This is a genomic window from Nocardia sputorum (assembly GCF_027924405.1).
Taxonomy (GTDB): domain Bacteria; phylum Actinomycetota; class Actinomycetes; order Mycobacteriales; family Mycobacteriaceae; genus Nocardia; species Nocardia sputorum.
In genome coordinates this window covers 1,924,671-1,941,877 of the sequence record NZ_AP026978.1, presented here as the reverse complement: position 1 = coordinate 1,941,877, position 17,207 = coordinate 1,924,671, and the positions used below count along the sequence as shown (strand labels likewise).

The window sequence follows — 17,207 nt, the reverse complement described above, 5'->3', positions numbered from 1 at the left end:
CAATCCCGCACGCCGCTCGAGGACATCACTCCGGCCGCCGCGCCCGGAAGCGGAAACTCGAAGCGCCGGTATCGATCTCCACATCGGTGAAGCCGATCCGGCGCAGCCGGTCGGCGGCAGTCTCCGGTGGCACGGGCACGCAGGTGTCGCCGAGGTGCATCAGCCGGAACATCCGGCCGTCGAGCCCGTCGCTGCCCGCGAACACGCCGCCCGGACGCAGGACTCGCAGGGCTTCGGCGAACACCGCGTCCTGCCTACCGGGTGTCGGTACGTGGTGCAGCATCGTGAAGCAGACCACGGAGTCGAATCGCCCGGTCGGCAGCGGCATCTCGGCTCCGTCGCCGTCGATCACCGTCATCGCCGCGCCGTGCCGGTCGCGCAACCGCGCGGCCAGCACCGGATCGATCTCGACACCCGTGAGCGCGGAGGTGCGAGCCAGCAACGCGGACACGTTCGCGCCGTAACCAGGGCCGATCTCGACAGTGTCAGCACCGAGATCGAGGCCGGACAGCGCCCACGGCACGATGCGCGTCGCGCTGGTCTTCTCCCACATCGACGAGCGGCACAGCAATCGGTGAAAGATGTTCATCGCCACGCCTGTGACGCTACGAACGGATCGGGCCGGGCACGACAAGCTACGGTGACACACTGTGTCGCAGAACGGCCACGCCGAGGTCCATCCCGCCCCGACCGGCGCGACCGCCATGGTGTTCGGGGTCGGCGTGCTGCCCGCGGGGCACTGGTTCGGCCTGCACGAACACCCGCAACACCAGATCGCCTGGGCCTCCCGCGGGGTCCTCGCGGTCGAGGTGGACGACAGCCGCTGGGTGTTGCCGCCGACGAGGGCGCTGTGGATCCCCGCGGGCATCGCGCACCGCACGGGCACGTCCGACGGCGCGGCGATGCGCGGCATCTTCCTCGACCCCGGGCGGTGCGCGGTCGACTTCGGCGCGCCGACCATGTTGCGCGTGACCCGGCTTTTGCACGAACTGTTCGACCTGCTCACCACGGCCGACACCACCCGGGAGCGGCGGGCGCGCGCCGAAGCGGTGGTGTTCGATCTCCTGGAGCCCGTCGAGGTGATCCCGATCGGCGCTCACCCGCCGACCGATCCGCGGGCGCGGCAGGTGGCCGGCGCCCTCGCCGCAGATCCAGCCGACCCGAGGACGCTCGCCGAATTCGCCGCCCACGTCGCGGCCAGCCCACGCACCCTGGCCCGGTTGTTCGTCTCGGAAACCGGTCTCGGTTTCGCCCACTGGCGCACGCAGATCCGGCTGGCCGCTTCCCTGCCGCTGCTCGCCGAGGGCCTGCCGATCGCCCGGATCGCCGGCCGGGTCGGCTACGGCACGCCGAGCGCCTACGTCGCGGCGTTCCGGCGGGCGGTCGGGGTCCCGCCGGGGCGGTATTTCAGCGGCTGATCAGGCGTTGGTGCCGCTGTCCACGGTGAGGAACGCGCCGGTGACACTGCGACCGGACGGCCCCGCCAGGAAAGCCACCGTGGCCGCGACATCGTCGGCGGCGCCGAAGCGGCCCAGCGCGGTCAATTCCCGCTGCCGCTGCGCGTGCGCGCCGTCTCCGGGGTTCATATCGGTGTCGGTGGATCCGGGCTGCACGAGGTTCACCGTGATCGCACGCGGGCCCAGTTCGCGCGCGAGCGCCTTGGTGAATCCGTTGAGGGCGGACTTGCTGAGGTTGTAGAGCGTCACACCGTCGAACGGCGCGTGATCGGTGAGGTTGGTGCCGATGCTGATGATCCGCCCGCCGTCGGTCATGTGCGCGACGGCGGCCTGCGCGCCGACGAACGCGGCGCGGGCGTGCACGGCCAGCGCGTTGTCGATCTCGGCGACGGTGAACTCCTCGAACGGCTTCGCCGGAAAGATTCCCGCGTTGTTGACCAGGATGTCCAGCCCGCCGAGTTCGGACGCGGCGCGGTCCACCGCCGCGCGGACGGCCGTGGCGTCGGCGCTGTCGGCCTGGATCGCGACGGCTCGGCGGCCGAGTGCCTGGACTTCTCCGACCACCGACTTCGCCTGCCCTTCGGCGTGCTGGTAGGTCAGCGCCACGTCCGCGCCCGCGGCGGCGAGGCGGCGCGCGACCGCCGCTCCGATCCCACGGCTACCCCCGGTGACCAGCGCGACCTTGCCCGTCAGCTCCGACATCGCTACTCCTCCAAATTTTGTGTCGATCAATACATAAATAGCCAAGCGCATCCCCCGCGACGGTGTCAAGGGGTATATTTAACGATCGACACAGAAAGGGTCGGGATGGCTGAACGGGGACGACCGCGCGCCTTCGATCGCGCCGAGGCGTTGCACCGTGCCATGGAGGTGTTCTGGGAGCACGGCTACGAGGGCGCCTCGATGAGCGACCTCACCGCCGCGATGGGGATCAACTCGCCCAGCCTCTACGCCGCGTTCGGCGGCAAGGAGGCGTTGTTCCGCGCGGCCGTCGAACTCTACGGGCACACCGACGGCGGCTACACCGCCCGCGCGCTGCGCGAGGAGCCGACCGCGCGGGCGGCCGTCGAGGCGATGCTGCGCGACAACGCGAAGGCGTATACCGAGGAGGACAAGCCGCACGGGTGCATGGTCGTGCTCGCCGGCTCCACCTACACCACACGCAACACGAGCATCCGCGACTTCCTGGTCGACAAGCGCCGCGAGACGACCGAAGACATCCGGCGACGGCTCGAACGCGGCGTCGCCGAGGGCGACCTGCCGGAAGGCACCGACAGCGCGGCGCTAGCCGGTTTCTACACCACGGTCCTCTACGGGCTGTCCATCCAGGCGCGGGACGGGGCGTCGCTGGCGGAACTCACCGCGTCCATCGACTGTGCCATGGCCGCCTGGCCCGCCCCGGCCGGATGACGCGGGCTACTTCCGGCGCAACGCGGCGATGCGCTCGTTGAGTTGGTCGGCCGAGGCCAGCGCGGTCGGCGGGCCACCACACTCCCGGCGCAGCTCGCCGTGGATCACGCCGTGCGGCTTGCCGGTGCGATGGTGATGCATCGCCACCAGGCTGTTGAGTTCGCGCCGCAATTCGCCGAGCCGATCGGCCGTGGCGACGCGCTCCGCCGCGCCTGCCACCTGGGCGCCGGGATCGGGGACGGGCGCGGGCACACTGCGCTCGGCGACCTGCTTGGCCTGCCGCTCGCGCAACAGCGCGCGCATCTGCTCGGCGTCCAGCAACCCCGGAATCCCCAGATAGTCGGCTTCCTCGTCGCTGCCGGCGAAGGTCGCGGTGCCGAACGAGGACCCGTCGTAGATCACCTGGTCGAGCTCGGCGTCGGCGGCCAGCGCGACGAACGACTTCTCCTGCTCGCCCGGCTCGTCCTGCTGCTTGTTGGCCTCGATCAGCAGTTCGTCGTCGAGGCCGTTCTTCTCCCGGTGCGGCTTGCCGATGACGTGGTCGCGCTGCAACTCCAGCTGCGCGGCCAGATCCAGCAGCACCGGCACCGACGGCAGGAACACGGTCGCGGTCTCGCCGGACTTGCGGGCGCGCACGAACCGCCCGATCGCCTGCGCGAAGTACAGCGGGGTGGAGGCGCTGGTCGCGTACACCCCGACGGCCAAGCGCGGCACGTCGACGCCCTCGGACACCATGCGGACCGCGACCATCCAGGGTTGGGTGCTCCTGCTGAACTCGGCGATGCGGCTGGAGGAGGCCGGGTCGTCGGAGAGCACCAGCGCGGGCTTCTCACCCGAGATGTGTTCCAGCAGTTCGGCGTAGTCACGGGCACGGTCCTGGTCGGTGGCGATCACCAGGCCGCCCGCGTCGGGCATGCCGGAGGCGCGCTTCTGGCGCAGCCGGATGTCGGCGGCGCGCAGCACGGCGGAGATCCAGTCGCCCGCCGGGTCGAGCGCGGTGCGCCAGGCCCGCGCGGTCTGCTCGGCGTTCAGCGGCTCGCCGAGGCGCGCGGAATACTCCTCGCCCGCGCTGTCGCGCCAGTGCGCCTCGCCGGAATAGGCCAGGAAGACCACCGGCCGCACCACGCCGTCGGCGAGAGCCTCGGCGTAGCCGTAGGTGTGGTCGGCGCGGGACTTCGGGAAACCGGACTCGTCGGGCTCGTAGACGACGAACGGAATCTGACTGTCGTCGCTGCGGAACGGGGTACCGGTCAGCGCGAGGCGGCGGGTGGCGTCGCCGAACGCCTCGGCCGTCGCGTCACCCCAGCTCTTCGCGTCTCCCGCGTGGTGGATCTCGTCGAGGATGACCAGCGTCCTGCGGTTCTCGGTGCGCACGCGATGGCGAGAAGGGTGCGCGGCCACCTGGGCGTAGGTGACCACGACACCGTGATAGTCCCCCGAGGTGCCGCCGGTGGAGTTGGAGAACCGCGAGTCCAGTGCGATCCCCGTGCGCGCGGCGGATTGCGCCCACTGGTGCTTGAGGTGCTCGGTCGGCGCGACCACGGTGATCTGGTCCACGGTGCGGTCGGCCAGCAGTTCGGCGGCCACGCGCAGCGCGAAGGTGGTCTTGCCCGCGCCCGGGGTGGCCACGGCGAGGAAGTCCCGCGGCTTGGTGGCCAGATACTTCGTCAGCGCACGTCGCTGCCAGGCGCGGAGGGAGCCGCCGACGGCGGTGCTCACCCTTGTCGAATCGCCCGGCGTCTCCGCTTCTCCCGCCACAGCGGCGCCACCCGACCCAGTCACGCAGACGACCCTAGCGGCCCGGCACGGCGTGTCGCCAAACCGACGCGGCGGTCGCGATGGGCATCACACGGCCGTCGGCCGGGACGCTGGGAGTTCACCCGATGCGCACCGACACGTCGCGCGCACAGCCCGATGCGGATCGCCGAAGTGCGCGATGCTGTAAGCACGATGACCGAGCACCGCGCCCTCCCGGGCGATCCGCCGCGGACCGACGCACCGTCGACCCGCGCCGCCGCGCACGCCCCTGGATGGGCCGACCGCGCGGGCGCGCGGGCCTCGGTGGCGGGGAGACGGGCCACGGCGCTGATCGTGCGCGTGGCGGAGAAGGCCTGGGCGGACTCCATCTTCGCCAAGTCCGCCGCGGCGGCGTTCTGGCAGACGCTCTCCTTGGCCCCGCTGCTGCTCGGGGTGCTCGGCAGCCTCGGTTACGTCGGCGAATGGTTCGGCCCGGACACCGTGCAGATCGTCGAGTCCAAGATCATCGCGTTCAGCCGGGACCTGTTCAGCGCCAACGTGGTGTCCGACCTGATCGAGCCCACGGTGCAGGACGTCCTCGGACGCGGGCGCGGCGCGGTGGTGTCGGTGGGTTTCGTGCTGTCGCTGTGGGCCGGTTCGTCGGCGATGGCCACATTCGTCGACTCGATCGTGGAGGCGCACGACCAGCAGGACGCGCGGCACCCGGTGTGGCAGCGCATCTTCGCCCTGCTGCTGTACGTGCTGTTCCTGGTGGCGGCGGTGTTCATCCTGCCGCTGGTGGCGCTGGGGCCGACGCTGATCGGGCGGGTGCTGCCCGGCGCGTGGCGGGCGACCGGACTGCAACTGCTGGATTTCTTCTACTACCCGGGCGTCGGCCTGCTGCTGATCGTCGGGCTCACCACCCTGTACAAGCTGGCGCTGCACACCTCGCTGCCCTGGCACCGCCTCTTCGGCGGGGCGCTGGTGGCCGGGGTGTTCTTCATGGCGGCCAGCGACGTGCTGCGCCGCTACCTTTCCTGGGTCACCCGCACCGGCGTCACCTACGGCGCGCTGGCGACGCCGATCGCGTTCTTGCTGTTCACGTTCTTCCTCGGCTTCGCGGTGATCCTGGGCGCGGAGTTCAACGCGGCGGTGCAGGAGTTCTGGCCCGCCCGGGCGACGCGCATGGAGCAGGTGAAGGAGTGGATCGCCAACCAGGTACGCGGCGAGAACGGCGCCGACGACGAGGACACGGCAGACCCGAACGAGGCCGCCGAGGGCCGCGACGAGGCCGGCCCCGACGGCTCGCGCACCATGCTCGAGCTGCGAAAAGCGGGGTCAGCGCCGGGCGAGTAGGACCCGTCAGTCGCCCTTGCGTAGGCCGTCGTAGACCTTCTTGCACTCCGGGCACACCGGAGAGCCGGGCTTGGGCGAGCGGGTCACCGGGAAGACCTCGCCGCACAGCGCGACCACGTGGGTGCCCATCACGGCGCTCTCGGCGATCTTGTCCTTCTTCACGTAGTGGAAGAACTTCGGGGTGTCGTCGCCCGTCGTCTCGTCGGTCGTCGTATCCGGGCGAACGATGGTGTCGGTGCTCACGCATTCCATGATGCCGCATCAGGAGAAACCGGGTTGACCACGGGGCGCGTCCCGGATCACCGCGATTCCGGATCGGAACCCGACCGCGGTGTGTGCGCGCCCGGACCGCGAGTGGAAGACTCGGGGTATGCAGCAGAACGGCGATTCCCCATCCGCCGACGGCCGCGACCGCGAAGAGCACCCCGACGTGACGATGCCGACGCAGCCCCGCCGTTCCCCCGGATACTTCCCAGGCAGTGACGACAAACACCCGGCGCTGATCACCGAAGCGGCGCCTTCGCTGGAGGATCAGCACCGCGCTCGCGTGCGCCGCTACACGATCATCATGGCGTTCCGCATACCGTGCCTGGTCCTCGCCGCGGTCGCCTACAGCGCGTTCGGCAATCCCCTGTTGTCGATCCTGATCATCGTCGCGTCGATCCCGCTCCCGTGGATCGCGGTGCTGATCGCGAACGATCGCCCGCCGCGCCGCAAGGACGAGCCCAGTCGCTGGGACCGGCCGCGCACGGCCATCGAGTCGCGCCCGCACAACGCCATCGACAACTGACGGCTCGGGCGAGGCCCGCTCACCGCACGCCGGGGGCCGGTGCCGGAGCACGGCGGACGACCGCCGACATCACGGCGGCGGCGCCGCACAGACCGCCCGCCAGGTACCAGGCGAGGTCGTAGTCGCCCTGGACGTCACGGATGACGCCTGCGCCGGTGGCCGCCACCGCCGAGCCGATCTGGTGAGCGGCGAACACCCAGCCGAACGCGACGGGGCCGTCGGCGCCGAACAGTTCGCGGCACAGCGCGACCGTCGGCGGCACCGTGGCCACCCAGTCCAGGCCGTAGAAGACGATGAACACCCACAGGCTCGGCCGCGTATCCGGCCCGAGCAGGGCGGGCAGGATCAGTAGCGACAGCCCGCGCAGCATGTAGTAGCCGATCAGCAGGTAGCGCGGATCGGTCCGGTCGGTCAGCCAGCCCGAGGCGATGGTGCCCGCGACGTCGAAGACGCCGACGACGGCCAGCAGGCTCGCCGCGGTGGTGGGCGGCATGCCGTGGTCGTGCGCGGCGGTGACGAAATGGGTACCGACCAACCCGTTGGTCGACGCGCCGCAGACCGCGAATCCGCCCGCGAGCAACCAGAATCCGGGACGGCGGGCGATCGCGGCGAGCACCGTGAGCGCGCGCGACGCGCCACCGGCGGCGGGTACCCGGAGACCGACTGCGCTGTCCGGCTCGGCGCCGTAGGCCCGCACGCCCAGGTCGCTCGGATAGTCCCGGATGAACAACAGCACCAGCGGCGCCACGGCCAGCGCCGCGCCCGCGACGATCAGCGACGGCAGCCGCCAGCCGTGCGCCTGCGCCAGCGCCGACACCACCGGAAGAAAGACCAGCTGTCCGGTCGCGCCCGCGGCGGTGAGCACGCCGGTGACCAGACCGCGCTGTCGCACGAACCACCGCCCGGTGATCGTGGCGACGAACGGCATCGACATCGAACCCACACCGATCCCGACCAGCAGACCCCAGGTCAGCACCAGCTGCCACGGCTGGGACATGAACACCGTCAGCCCGCTGCCCGCCGCGACCAGCAGCAACGCGCAGGCCACCACCCGGCGGATGCCGAACCGATCCATCAGCGCGGCGGCGAACGGCGAGATCAACCCGTACAGCAGGAGATTCAGCGAGACGGCCGTCCCGATGGTTCCGTGCGACCAGCCGAACTCCTCGTGCAGCGGATCCATCAGGACGCTGGGCACCGACCGGAATCCGGCGGCGCCCAGCAGCGCGACGAAGCCGACGCCCGCGACCAGCCACGCCGGATGCAAGCGCCGGCTCGGCGGGGCGTCGAGGGGAGTCGGGTGCGGCGTCTGCAGTTCGGTCATCCGACGAGCGTGCCGGAACCATGCATGCGCAACGAGTGACTGGAACGCCATATACCGACGAATTCCTGCCAAACGCGGGAGCGGCGGTATTTTCTCGACAACGCGGGCACGCGTACCTAGGGTCGCATCGAGCCTCGCGCACCCGATCGACCGGACATGGTTCGTCGCGGGCGACAAGACAGGAGTGAACATGATTCGGTGGATCTGGGTCTTCCTGGACCGCCCGACGCAGCGTTTCGACGACTGCGCCAAGTTCTGGTCCACGGTCACCGGCACCGAACTCTCCCCTCGGCGCGGCGTGAACGACGAATTCCTCACCTTGTTGCCCGACCCCGCGCTGTTCGCCGCCGCCAGTGTCAAGATGCAGGCGGTGACCGGTCTCGGCGGTGTGCACCTCGACCTGGACGTCGACGACATCCCCTCCGCCGTTCGCACAGCGCTCGACCTGGGCGCCGAACTGGTCGCGAACCACCCGGACTACGCCGTGCTGCGCTCCCCCGGTGGCCAGACGTTCTGCCTGACGCCCAGCGGCCGCGCGACGAGCACGCCCGCGCCCGCCGTGCGGGCCCCGGACGGCACGCTGTCGCGACTGGACCAGGTGTGCCTCGATATCGGTCCTACCGACCACGAGGTGGAGACCCGCTTCTGGAAGCTGCTGACCGGGTGGACCTACGAATCCGGGAGGCGGCCGGAATTCGCCCGGCTGCGCTCCGCGGACACCCAGCTTCCCGCGCACCTGCTGCTGCAGCGCCTCGGCGAGGACCGCCCCACGAGCGCCCATGTCGACCTGGCCGCGAGCGATGTCGAAGCGACCGCCGCATGGCACGAGTCACTCGGCGCGACCGTGGTGGAACGACACGAGCACTGGATCGTCCTGAGCGATCCGGGGGACGCGCTCTACTGCGTCACCGGACGCGACCCCAACGGAGTCTGATCGAACCCGCCCGCGAGGCCCGCACAGCCGCCACCCGATCCGCGTCCGGCGGCCGCGGTGGCAGAGTACCGGTGTGCCTACGAACCGATCGACGACCACCGGATCGCTGCTCACCGCGCTGTGCCCGGATCTGCGAACCGCACTGACCAGGGTGGGCTACGACGCCGACACCCTGCTCGCGGTACTCGGCGACGCGCACGCGGCACTGGGCCGCTCGGAGCCGGTGCCGGTGCGCCGAGCCGCACGCGCGGCCGGCGAACTGGGCACGCTGATCCGCCTGCTGCTGCTCGGCGATGCCCTGCCCGAGCGGGAGGTCGCCACGGCGCTGGCGCCCGTGCAGATCGACCGTGCGGTCGCCGCGGGGCTACTGGAGCGCGACGGCGACCAGGTGCGGGCGGCACTGGACCTGCGGCCGCTGGACGCGGGCGCGGGCACGCGCTGGGTCCTGTCCGATCTCGACGATTCGATGCACCGCCGCACCCTGACCGAGAATCACGTCCTCGGCGTCGGCCACGCCTCCCTCTCGCTGCTGCGCGCCACCCCCACCCGGCCGGTCGGCACCGTGCTCGACCTCGGCACCGGTTGCGGTGTGCAGGCGGTGCACGCCGCCTCCTACGCACAGCGCGTCACCGCCACCGACGTGAACCCCCGGGCGTTGTGGCTGGCCGAGGCCACCGCGGCGCTCAACGAGCTGGACATCGAACTGGTGGAGGGTTCCTGGTTCGAGCCCGTGCGGGGCAGGCGCTTCGACCAGGTGGTGGCCAATCCGCCCTTCGTGGTGGGCCCGGGGCGCGTCGAGCACACCTACCGCGACTCCGGCCTCGCGCTCGACGGCGCCAGCAAGTTGGTCATCTCCCAGGCCGCCGATCTGCTCGTCCCGGGCGGCACGGCCGCCATGCTGGCCGCGTGGATCCATGCCGAGGACGAGGACTGGCGCGGGCGCGTCTCGTCCTGGTTGCCCGCACACGGCGTGGATGCCTGGGTGGTGCAACGAGACGTGGCCGACCCCGCGCTGTATGTGGGCACCTGGTTGCGCGACGCGGGCGCGGACCCGCGCGATCCGGACGCGCAGGCCCGTGCCGAGCGCTGGCTGGACGCCTTCGAGGCCGCCGACGTCGAGGGAATCGGATTCGGGTTCGTCTACCTGCGCGCCATCGACGGGCCGACCGAACTTCTGGCCGAGGATCTCACCCACGGTTTCGATGATCCGCTCGGCGACGAGGCCGTGCGCTACTTCGAGCGCTCGGCCTGGCTGCGAGCGGTCGCGGCGGACGAAAACCTTGCGTGGTCTTCACGTTTCGCCGTGAACCCGGCGACCGCGCTGGAGCGGGTGTATCTGCGGGGCGCCGAGGGGTGGACGCCGGAGGTGGCGCGGCTGCATCGCGGCGACGGTCCCCGCTGGCAGCACGAAGTGGATGAGGTCACTATCTCGCTGCTGGCGGGAATGCGCGCCGACGGCCTGCCGTTGTACGAGCTGATCGAACTGCTGGCGCTCGCCCACGGAGCCGACGAGGTGCGCGCCGAGTTCGCCGCCGACGCGTTGTCCGTGGTCACCGGGCTGGTGCGGCACGGATTGATCGAGCCCGTGTGAGCGCACGACAACCGCGCGCCGGCCGGTGCAGGTCCTGGCCGGGGAACGTCCCCCCGCTGCGGCGCTTCTCAGGAACTTCTCAGACGAGAGGGGCGAAAACCGCTGCTCAGAGCGGTTTACGCGAGCCGTAACGGGGAACTTTCTCCCTGTCGGGTCCGTTTATCGGAGTGAGACACCACCGACAGGAGGCAAGTCATGACAAGCCCCGCCACCACTCGTGTGCGCACCAGCGATTCGGACCTCGACGCTCAGAGCCCTGCCGCCGACCTGGTACGTGTGTACCTGAACGGGATCGGCCGCACCGCGCTGCTCACCGCTGCGGACGAGGTCGAGCTGGCCAAGCGCATCGAGGCGGGCCTCTACGCGCAGTACTTGCTGGAGACCGGCAAGCGACTGTCGGCGACCCGCAAGCGTGATCTCGCGATCATCGTGCGCGACGGTCAGGCCGCCCGGTCCCACTTGCTGGAAGCCAACCTGCGTCTCGTTGTCTCGCTCGCCAAGCGTTACACCGGCCGCGGCATGCCGCTGCTGGACCTGATCCAAGAGGGCAACCTCGGGTTGATCCGCGCCATGGAGAAGTTCGACTACGCCAAGGGCTTCAAGTTCTCCACCTACGCCACCTGGTGGATCCGGCAGGCCATCACCCGCGGCATGGCCGACCAGAGCCGCACCATCCGGCTCCCCGTCCACCTCGTCGAGCAGGTGAACAAACTGGCCAGGATCAAGCGTGAACTGCACCAGCAGCTGGGACGCGAGGCCACCGACGAGGAATTGGCCACCGAATCGGGCATCCCGGTCGACAAGATCTCCGATCTGCTCGACCACAGCCGCGACCCGGTGAGCCTGGACATGCCCGTCGGCAACGACGAAGAGGCACCGCTGGGCGATTTCATCGAGGATTCCGAGGCCACCTCGGCCGAGTCCGCGGTCATCGCCGGTCTGCTGCACCACGATGTGCGCAGCGTGCTCGCCACCTTGGACGAGCGCGAGCAGCAGGTCATCAGGCTGCGGTTCGGCCTGGACGACGGCCAGCCGCGCACGCTGGACCAGATCGGCAAGCTCTTCGGTCTGTCCCGCGAGCGGGTGCGTCAGATAGAGCGTGAAGTCATGGCGAAGCTGCGCAAGGGCGAGCGGGCCGACCGGCTCCGCGCCTACGCCAGCTGATCACCTCCCGGCGCCGGACGCTTCGAGACAGCGCCGGCGTTCGGCTCGGTGACCCTTCCGCCGGGGTCACCTTCCCGCGCCGACCGGTCAGCGCGCGTACCCGTCCCCTCCGGGTGTCGCGCGAGCCGGTCGGCGGTGTTGTATTCCCCTGACATGCAGGCTCAGCTTTGGTCCACCGCGATGTCGTACTTGACGGTTTCGCCGTCGACCGAGGTCACCGTGAGCAGCACCCCGAGCGTGTCGCCACCCGCGGTCAGCGTGCAGCGCATGGTCGTTCCCTCCTTACCGGTGAGATCGCCAGGGCAGTCGATCGTGTCGGGCTCCTGCCCTACCTTCTCGGTGAGCGAGTCCTTGACCGACTTCTCCAGGTCGGCCTCCTGCACCTTCGGCGTGCCGATGCTCACCGAACAGGCGGTGAGCGCCGCCGCGAGCAGTGACAACAGGGCGAGGCTACGGATCTTCATGGCGCGACGGCCTTCCTTCCAGGACGAATGTGGCATCCCCAGATCGCGCTGGGCGCGATCGTCCGTTAGCGGACATAGCCCAGGTGACGTGTGCGAGCCGACGGCTCAGCCACGCCACACCCGTGGCAGACCGTGGGCCCGGAGATGCTCACCCCAGCCGGCGCGGACCGGTGTCGAAACGACTCGGCTCCGGTCCGATACGGCCGCGTGCGTAGAGGATCTCCGCCGAAGTGGGCGAGGCCAGCACGGGGTCGAAGGACAACTCCCGCATCTCCGGCAGATCATCGAACAAGGCCGAAATGCGCTGGGCCAGTTCGGACAGGGCCGCCTTGTCCACACGGGGGCTCGCCGGGGTCCCCGACAGCAGCGGCGCGGCCCTCGGTGCGTCGATCAGAGCCGTCGCCTCGTCGGCGGTCAACGGCAACGCACGATAGGCGCGGTCACCGAGCAACTCGATGATCAGACCGGACAGGCCGAATTCGATCACCGAGCCGAACGAGGGGTCGTCCTGCACCCGCAGAATGCAGCCGACACCCTTGGTAGCCATCTTCTGGATGTGCACCACGGGATCACCGCACAACTCCGCCAGATCCGCGTATCCCTGCCGCACCGCTTCCGGTCGCCATAGATCGAGCCGGACACCGGTGAGATCCGGTCTGCGCCGCCAGTGTTCGCCGGTCGCCTTGGCCGCCACCGGATAGCCGAGTTCCTCCGCGGCCGCGACCGCCTCCTCGGCGTTGCGCACCTCCCGGAACTCCACGACCGAAATCCCATAGCAGGCAAGCAGTTCCACTGTCTCCAGATCGGTGAGCCGGCGACCACCCGACCCGGCCATCCAGTCGGCCACCAATTGGCGCGCGCGGTCGGTGTCGATACCCTGCGGCCGCACCACCGGCGACACGGGCCTGGTGCGCCATTCGGCGTAGCGCCGGACCCGAGCCAGGGCCCGTGCGGCGCGTTCGGGATCGGGATACGACGGAATCGACCCGTGCGCCGCCGCCGCGCCCGGACCGCGCACCGCGAGCAGGTTCGGAATCCCTTGCTCGGCCACGAATGTGGTGAGAATCGGCTTCCCCGCCTCGGGCACAGCGGCCGCCGCCGCGCGGATGGCGTCGGCGAAACCGGTGGTCGGCAGCGGGACCGGGGGAGCGAAAACCACGATCACCGCATCTGTCTCGTCCGACCGCAGGGCCGCGACCAGTGCGTCCAGGTACGCGCCCGGCGTCGCCTGTGGTCCCAGGTTGACCGGCTCGGCGACCTCGAGCCCCTCGCCCTGCGCCGCGTCGACGGCCAGCCAGTTGAGCGCCGTGCTGTTGCCGACGACCGTCAGCCGCGAGCCGCGCGGCAGCGGCTGGTAGCCCAGCAGGGCGGCGCAGTCGAACAGTTCGGAGATCGAGTCGACCTGGACGATGCCCGCTTGGGCGAACAGATCCCGCACGATCGAACGGTCCATGTCCCCCGCGGGCTGGGCGACCGAGCGGCCGCTGCTCACCGCGACGATCGGTTTGGTCCGGGCCACCCGGCGCGCGATCCGGGAGAACTTGCGCGGATTGCCGAAGCTCTCCAGGTAGAGCAGCACCACATCGGTGTCCGGGTCGCTGTCCCAGTACTGCAGCAGGTCGTTGCCGGAGACGTCGGCGCGGTTACCCGCCGACACGAACGTCGACAACCCGAGATTGCGCGCCGCCGCCTCACCCAGGATGGCCGCGCCCAGGGGCCCGGACTGGCAGAAGAATCCGATCCGCCCGCGCCCGGGCAGCACCGTGGCGAGCGTCGCGTTCATCGCGACCGCCGGGTCGGTGTTCGCGATGCCGAGCGCGCTCGGCCCGACCACGCGCATGCCGTGGCCACGCGCGGCCGCCACGAGTTCCCGTTCGGCCGCCAGGCCCTCCTCGCCGGTCTCGCCGAAACCCGCGGTCAACACCACGAGCCCTTTGACCCCTTTGGCCATGCAGTCGTCGAGCACCGATCCGATCGCCGCGGGCGGCACCGCGACCACGGCGAGATCGACCTCGTCGGGTATTTCCCGGACCGTCGCGTAGGCCCGGACCCCGCGCACCGACTTTCGGTTGGGGTTCACCGGGAACACCGGCCCCTGGAACAGGCCCGACAGCAGATTCGCCAGCACCGCGCCGCCGACCCGCCCCGTCGCCGGGGTGGCCCCGATCACGGCGACCGACCGCGGGGTGAGCAGATTGCCCACACTGCGCGCCTCCGAGGCGCGTTCGCGCGAATCACGCACCGACAGCAGCGCTTCGGTGGGGTCGATGGCGAATTCGAGGTGCAGCACGGAGCCGTCCCTGCTGCGCTCGACCTGATAGCCCGCGTCCCGGAACACCGTGACCATCACGGTGTTCTCCGCGAGCACCTCGGCGACGAAGGTCTCGATCTTGTTCTCGGCGGCGGCGCCGGCCAAGTGCTCCAGCAGGATCGAGCCGAGCCCGCGCCCCTGGTGCCCGTCGGCGACCACGAACGCGACCTCCGCCGCGCGCGGCCCGTCGCGCTCCAGCAGTTCGTAGCGGCCCACCGCCACGATCGCCTCGGCCAGTTCCAGCACCAGCCCGACCCGGTCGTGATAGTCGACGTGCGTGGTGCGGTACAGGTCCTTCGGCGAAATCCGGGGATACGGACCGAAATACCGCAGGTACCTGGTGCGATCCGACAGCGCGCTGTGGAACTCCTGCAACCGCTCGGCGTCATCGGGTGTGATCGGCCGCAGCCGGACGACGCCACCGTCGGAAGCCAGCACGTCCGCGAACCAGTGCTGCGGCGGCGGAGGCGGGGTCGCGGGGGTGTCCGAGGTATCGGGAAAGTCAGTCACGAGGGTCCTCCGGATCCAGTCCCAGCAACCCGAAAGTCGCTCGGCGGGTGGCCAGCACCGCCATGTCGACGGCACGTTGGGCGCGGTCGACCCGGGCATCACCGGTCTCGCCGGTGCCGCCGGGGCCGTCCCACGGACGGTAGGCGACGTCGCCACCGTCGCCCATGGTGCGCGGCGGGTCGGCTCGCGGCGCCGCCGCGCGGATCGTGTCGATCCAGTCCTGCGGTATCGGCGTCGCGGGGTCGACGGTGCGGTCCAGCGCGGTGGCCAGCAGGTGGGTCCACGCCCGCGGCACCACCCGGACCAGGCCGTACCCGCCGCCGCCGACGGCCAGCCAGCGACCTTCGGCATACCGATCGGCGAGGTCGCGCATCGCCCGGAAGGCCGCGCGCTGTCCGTCGACGGTGAGTTCCAGATCGGCCAGCGGATCTTCGCGATGGGTGTCCACCCCGCACTGGCTGACCACGATCTGCGGCCCGAACGCCGCCACCGCGCCGGGCACCACGGCGTGGAAGCCGCGCAGCCACTGCGCATCCCGGGTGCCGGGCAACAGTGGCAGGTTGATCGCGGTGCCCTCCCCCGCGCCCGCGCCGGTCTCCTCCGGCCACCCGGTATTGGGCCACAGGGTGGCCGGGTGCTGGTGCAGCGAGATGGTGAGCACCCGGGGGTCGGCGTAGAAAGCGCGCTGCACGCCGTCGCCGTGGTGCACGTCCACGTCGATGTAGGCGATCCGGTCGAACCCGTGGTCGAGCAGCCAGGAGATGGCCACCGCCGGGTCGTTGTACACGCAGAAACCCGCAGCCGAATCGGCCATCGCGTGATGCATGCCACCGCCGATGCTCACCGCTCGCTTGGTGCGTCCCTCCGCGATGGCCATGGCCGCGGCCAGAGTGCCGCCGACGATCGTGGACGCGGCCTGGTGCATGCGCGGAAACACCGGATTGTCCGGGGAGCCGAGGCCGTAGGGCGGGGCGGCCGGCGAACCCACCGGCGGCACGGCGCGTTCCACCGCGTCGAGGTAGTCGGGCGTGTGGATGCGCAGCAACTCCGGGCGGCCGGCCTCGGCGGGCTCGAGCAGTTCGACACCCTCGAGCAAGCCGAGGCTCTCCGCGAGCGCCATGGTGAACTTCAGGCGCGCGGGCTGCATCGGATGCTCCGGCGTCCAGGCGTAATCCAGGAAGCGCTCGGTCCAGACGACCGTCGCGGGCCGGCTCGGTGCGGGCGGGATCGGCGTCCGCGGTTCGCCGCGCGGTGCAGTGGCCATGATCGCAACGCTAGCGGGAAGCAAGGAACCCCGCGAAACGTTCCTATGCAGTACAAATACAAGAAAGACGCTCACGGCCGCCCGCCGTGCGCCGATCGGGCCCCGCAATGCCGCCGGAGATGTCGTGCGCAGCGTGGAACGAGACGATCCGGCACACGGGGGTGCCGTCGCGCGTGGGTAGAATTCGTGCCGACGAAGGGGTAACAGGTGAAGGATCTGGTCGACACCACGGAGATGTATCTCCGTACCATCTACGACCTCGAGGAGGAGGGCGTGGTGCCCCTGCGCGCCCGGATCGCCGAGCGCCTCGAACAGAGCGGCCCCACCGTCAGCCAGACCGTCGCCCGGATGGAGCGTGACGGTTTGCTGCTGGTCGCCGGCGACCGTCATCTGGAGCTGACCGAGAAGGGGCGCAGCATGGCCGTCGCCGTCATGCGCAAGCACCGGCTGGCCGAACGCCTGCTCGTCGACATCATCGGCCTCGACTGGCAGAACGTGCACGCGGAGGCCTGTCGCTGGGAGCACGTCATGAGCGAGGACGTCGAGCGACGCCTGGTCGAGGTGCTCAACCACCCCACCACCTCCCCCTACGGCAACCCCATCCCCGGTCTGGACGAACTCGGCATCATTCCGCCCGCCGCCGCCGACGAGACGCTGCTGCGCCTGTCCGACCTGCCGCACGGCCAGCAGCACGCCGTCGTCGTGCGCAGGCTCGCCGAGCACATCCAGACCGACCCCGAGGTCATCGGCCGGCTGCGCGAGGCGGGCGTGGTGCCCGACGCACGGGTCACGGTGGAGACGAAGGCCGGTTCGGTGGTCATCACCGTGCCCGGCCACGACGGCTTCGAATTGCCCGACGAGATGGCGCACGCCGTCCAGGTGAAGCTGGCCTGAC

Annotated in this window: 16 protein-coding genes; 8 read left to right on the top strand and 8 right to left on the bottom strand. The window is 70.6% G+C overall.

Annotated features, from left to right (window positions below):
- Positions 1–25 precede the first annotated feature (25 nt).
- A complete protein-coding gene (locus QMG86_RS08915) occupies positions 26–589 on the bottom strand; it encodes a class I SAM-dependent methyltransferase (RefSeq protein ID WP_281880860.1) in 564 nt (187 codons plus the stop codon).
- Positions 590–650: 61 nt separating this feature from the next.
- On the opposite strand from QMG86_RS08915, the gene QMG86_RS08910 reads away from it, so the two are divergent.
- Positions 651–1,418 carry an AraC family transcriptional regulator gene (locus tag QMG86_RS08910; RefSeq protein WP_281878825.1) on the top strand — a complete coding sequence of 256 codons (768 nt, stop codon included), beginning with the start codon at positions 651–653 and terminating at the stop codon, positions 1,416–1,418.
- Here the strand turns inward: QMG86_RS08910 and QMG86_RS08905 are convergent, their stop codons facing one another.
- Positions 1,419–2,159, bottom strand: coding sequence for an SDR family NAD(P)-dependent oxidoreductase (locus tag QMG86_RS08905; RefSeq protein WP_281878823.1), 741 nt, complete (start codon positions 2,157–2,159; stop codon positions 1,419–1,421).
- A 105-nt stretch (positions 2,160–2,264) separates the two neighbouring features.
- Between QMG86_RS08905 and QMG86_RS08900 the strand changes: the two genes are divergently transcribed.
- Positions 2,265–2,867: a TetR/AcrR family transcriptional regulator gene (locus QMG86_RS08900; protein ID WP_281878822.1), complete on the top strand. Its 603-nt coding sequence runs from the start codon at positions 2,265–2,267 to the stop codon at positions 2,865–2,867.
- Between the two features lie 6 nt (positions 2,868–2,873).
- On the opposite strand, the gene QMG86_RS08895 is transcribed toward QMG86_RS08900, so the two are convergent.
- Positions 2,874–4,625 carry a DEAD/DEAH box helicase gene (locus tag QMG86_RS08895; RefSeq protein WP_434086198.1) on the bottom strand — a complete coding sequence of 584 codons (1,752 nt, stop codon included), beginning with the start codon at positions 4,623–4,625 and terminating at the stop codon, positions 2,874–2,876.
- A gap of 192 nt (positions 4,626–4,817) precedes the next feature.
- On the opposite strand from QMG86_RS08895, the gene QMG86_RS08890 reads away from it, so the two are divergent.
- The gene (locus QMG86_RS08890; RefSeq protein WP_281878821.1) at positions 4,818–5,960 is read left to right on the top strand and encodes a YihY/virulence factor BrkB family protein; all 1,143 of its coding nucleotides are present in this window, start codon (positions 4,818–4,820) and stop codon (positions 5,958–5,960) included.
- A 6-nt stretch (positions 5,961–5,966) separates the two neighbouring features.
- Here QMG86_RS08890 and QMG86_RS08885 read toward each other — a convergent pair whose 3' ends face one another.
- Complete coding sequence (locus tag QMG86_RS08885; protein ID WP_174186802.1) at positions 5,967–6,203, bottom strand: DUF3039 domain-containing protein; 237 nt, start codon at positions 6,201–6,203, stop codon at positions 5,967–5,969.
- Between the two features lie 193 nt (positions 6,204–6,396).
- Here QMG86_RS08885 and QMG86_RS08880 point away from each other — a divergent pair, with 193 nt between their 5' ends.
- Positions 6,397–6,750, top strand: coding sequence for a DUF3099 domain-containing protein (locus tag QMG86_RS08880; RefSeq protein WP_281880856.1), 354 nt, complete (start codon positions 6,397–6,399; stop codon positions 6,748–6,750).
- A gap of 19 nt (positions 6,751–6,769) precedes the next feature.
- Here QMG86_RS08880 and QMG86_RS08875 read toward each other — a convergent pair whose 3' ends face one another.
- Positions 6,770–8,074 (bottom strand): MFS transporter, encoded by a 1,305-nt coding sequence (locus QMG86_RS08875; protein ID WP_281878818.1) that lies wholly within the window; start codon positions 8,072–8,074, stop codon positions 6,770–6,772.
- A gap of 190 nt (positions 8,075–8,264) precedes the next feature.
- Here QMG86_RS08875 and QMG86_RS08870 point away from each other — a divergent pair, with 190 nt between their 5' ends.
- The 3 genes from QMG86_RS08870 (at position 8,265) to QMG86_RS08860 (ending at position 11,763) form a co-directional block, all read left to right on the top strand.
- A complete protein-coding gene (locus QMG86_RS08870; RefSeq protein ID WP_281878817.1) occupies positions 8,265–9,008 on the top strand; it encodes a VOC family protein in 744 nt (247 codons plus the stop codon).
- A 73-nt stretch (positions 9,009–9,081) separates the two neighbouring features.
- Positions 9,082–10,599, top strand: coding sequence for a DUF7782 domain-containing protein (locus QMG86_RS08865; protein ID WP_281878815.1), 1,518 nt, complete (start codon positions 9,082–9,084; stop codon positions 10,597–10,599).
- A 195-nt stretch (positions 10,600–10,794) separates the two neighbouring features.
- Positions 10,795–11,763, top strand: a complete 969-nt coding sequence (locus QMG86_RS08860; protein ID WP_159838076.1) for a sigma-70 family RNA polymerase sigma factor — start codon at positions 10,795–10,797, stop codon at positions 11,761–11,763.
- Between the two features lie 161 nt (positions 11,764–11,924).
- Here the strand turns inward: QMG86_RS08860 and QMG86_RS08855 are convergent, their stop codons facing one another.
- From QMG86_RS08855 to QMG86_RS08845, 3 genes are all read right to left on the bottom strand, one after another.
- Positions 11,925–12,227, bottom strand: a complete 303-nt coding sequence (locus tag QMG86_RS08855; protein WP_281878813.1) for a DUF4333 domain-containing protein — start codon at positions 12,225–12,227, stop codon at positions 11,925–11,927.
- 148 nt (positions 12,228–12,375) lie between these two features.
- A complete protein-coding gene (locus tag QMG86_RS08850) occupies positions 12,376–15,048 on the bottom strand; it encodes a bifunctional acetate--CoA ligase family protein/GNAT family N-acetyltransferase (protein WP_281878812.1) in 2,673 nt (890 codons plus the stop codon).
- Positions 15,041–16,312 (bottom strand): acetoin utilization protein AcuC, encoded by a 1,272-nt coding sequence (locus QMG86_RS08845; RefSeq protein WP_281878811.1) that lies wholly within the window; start codon positions 16,310–16,312, stop codon positions 15,041–15,043. Before QMG86_RS08845 ends, QMG86_RS08850 begins: the two co-directional genes overlap by 8 nt.
- Positions 16,313–16,519: 207 nt before the next feature.
- Between QMG86_RS08845 and QMG86_RS08840 the strand changes: the two genes are divergently transcribed.
- Positions 16,520–17,206, top strand: a complete 687-nt coding sequence (locus tag QMG86_RS08840) for an iron-dependent transcriptional repressor DtxR (protein WP_159838084.1) — start codon at positions 16,520–16,522, stop codon at positions 17,204–17,206.
- The last annotated feature ends 1 nt before the right edge of the window (position 17,207 follow it).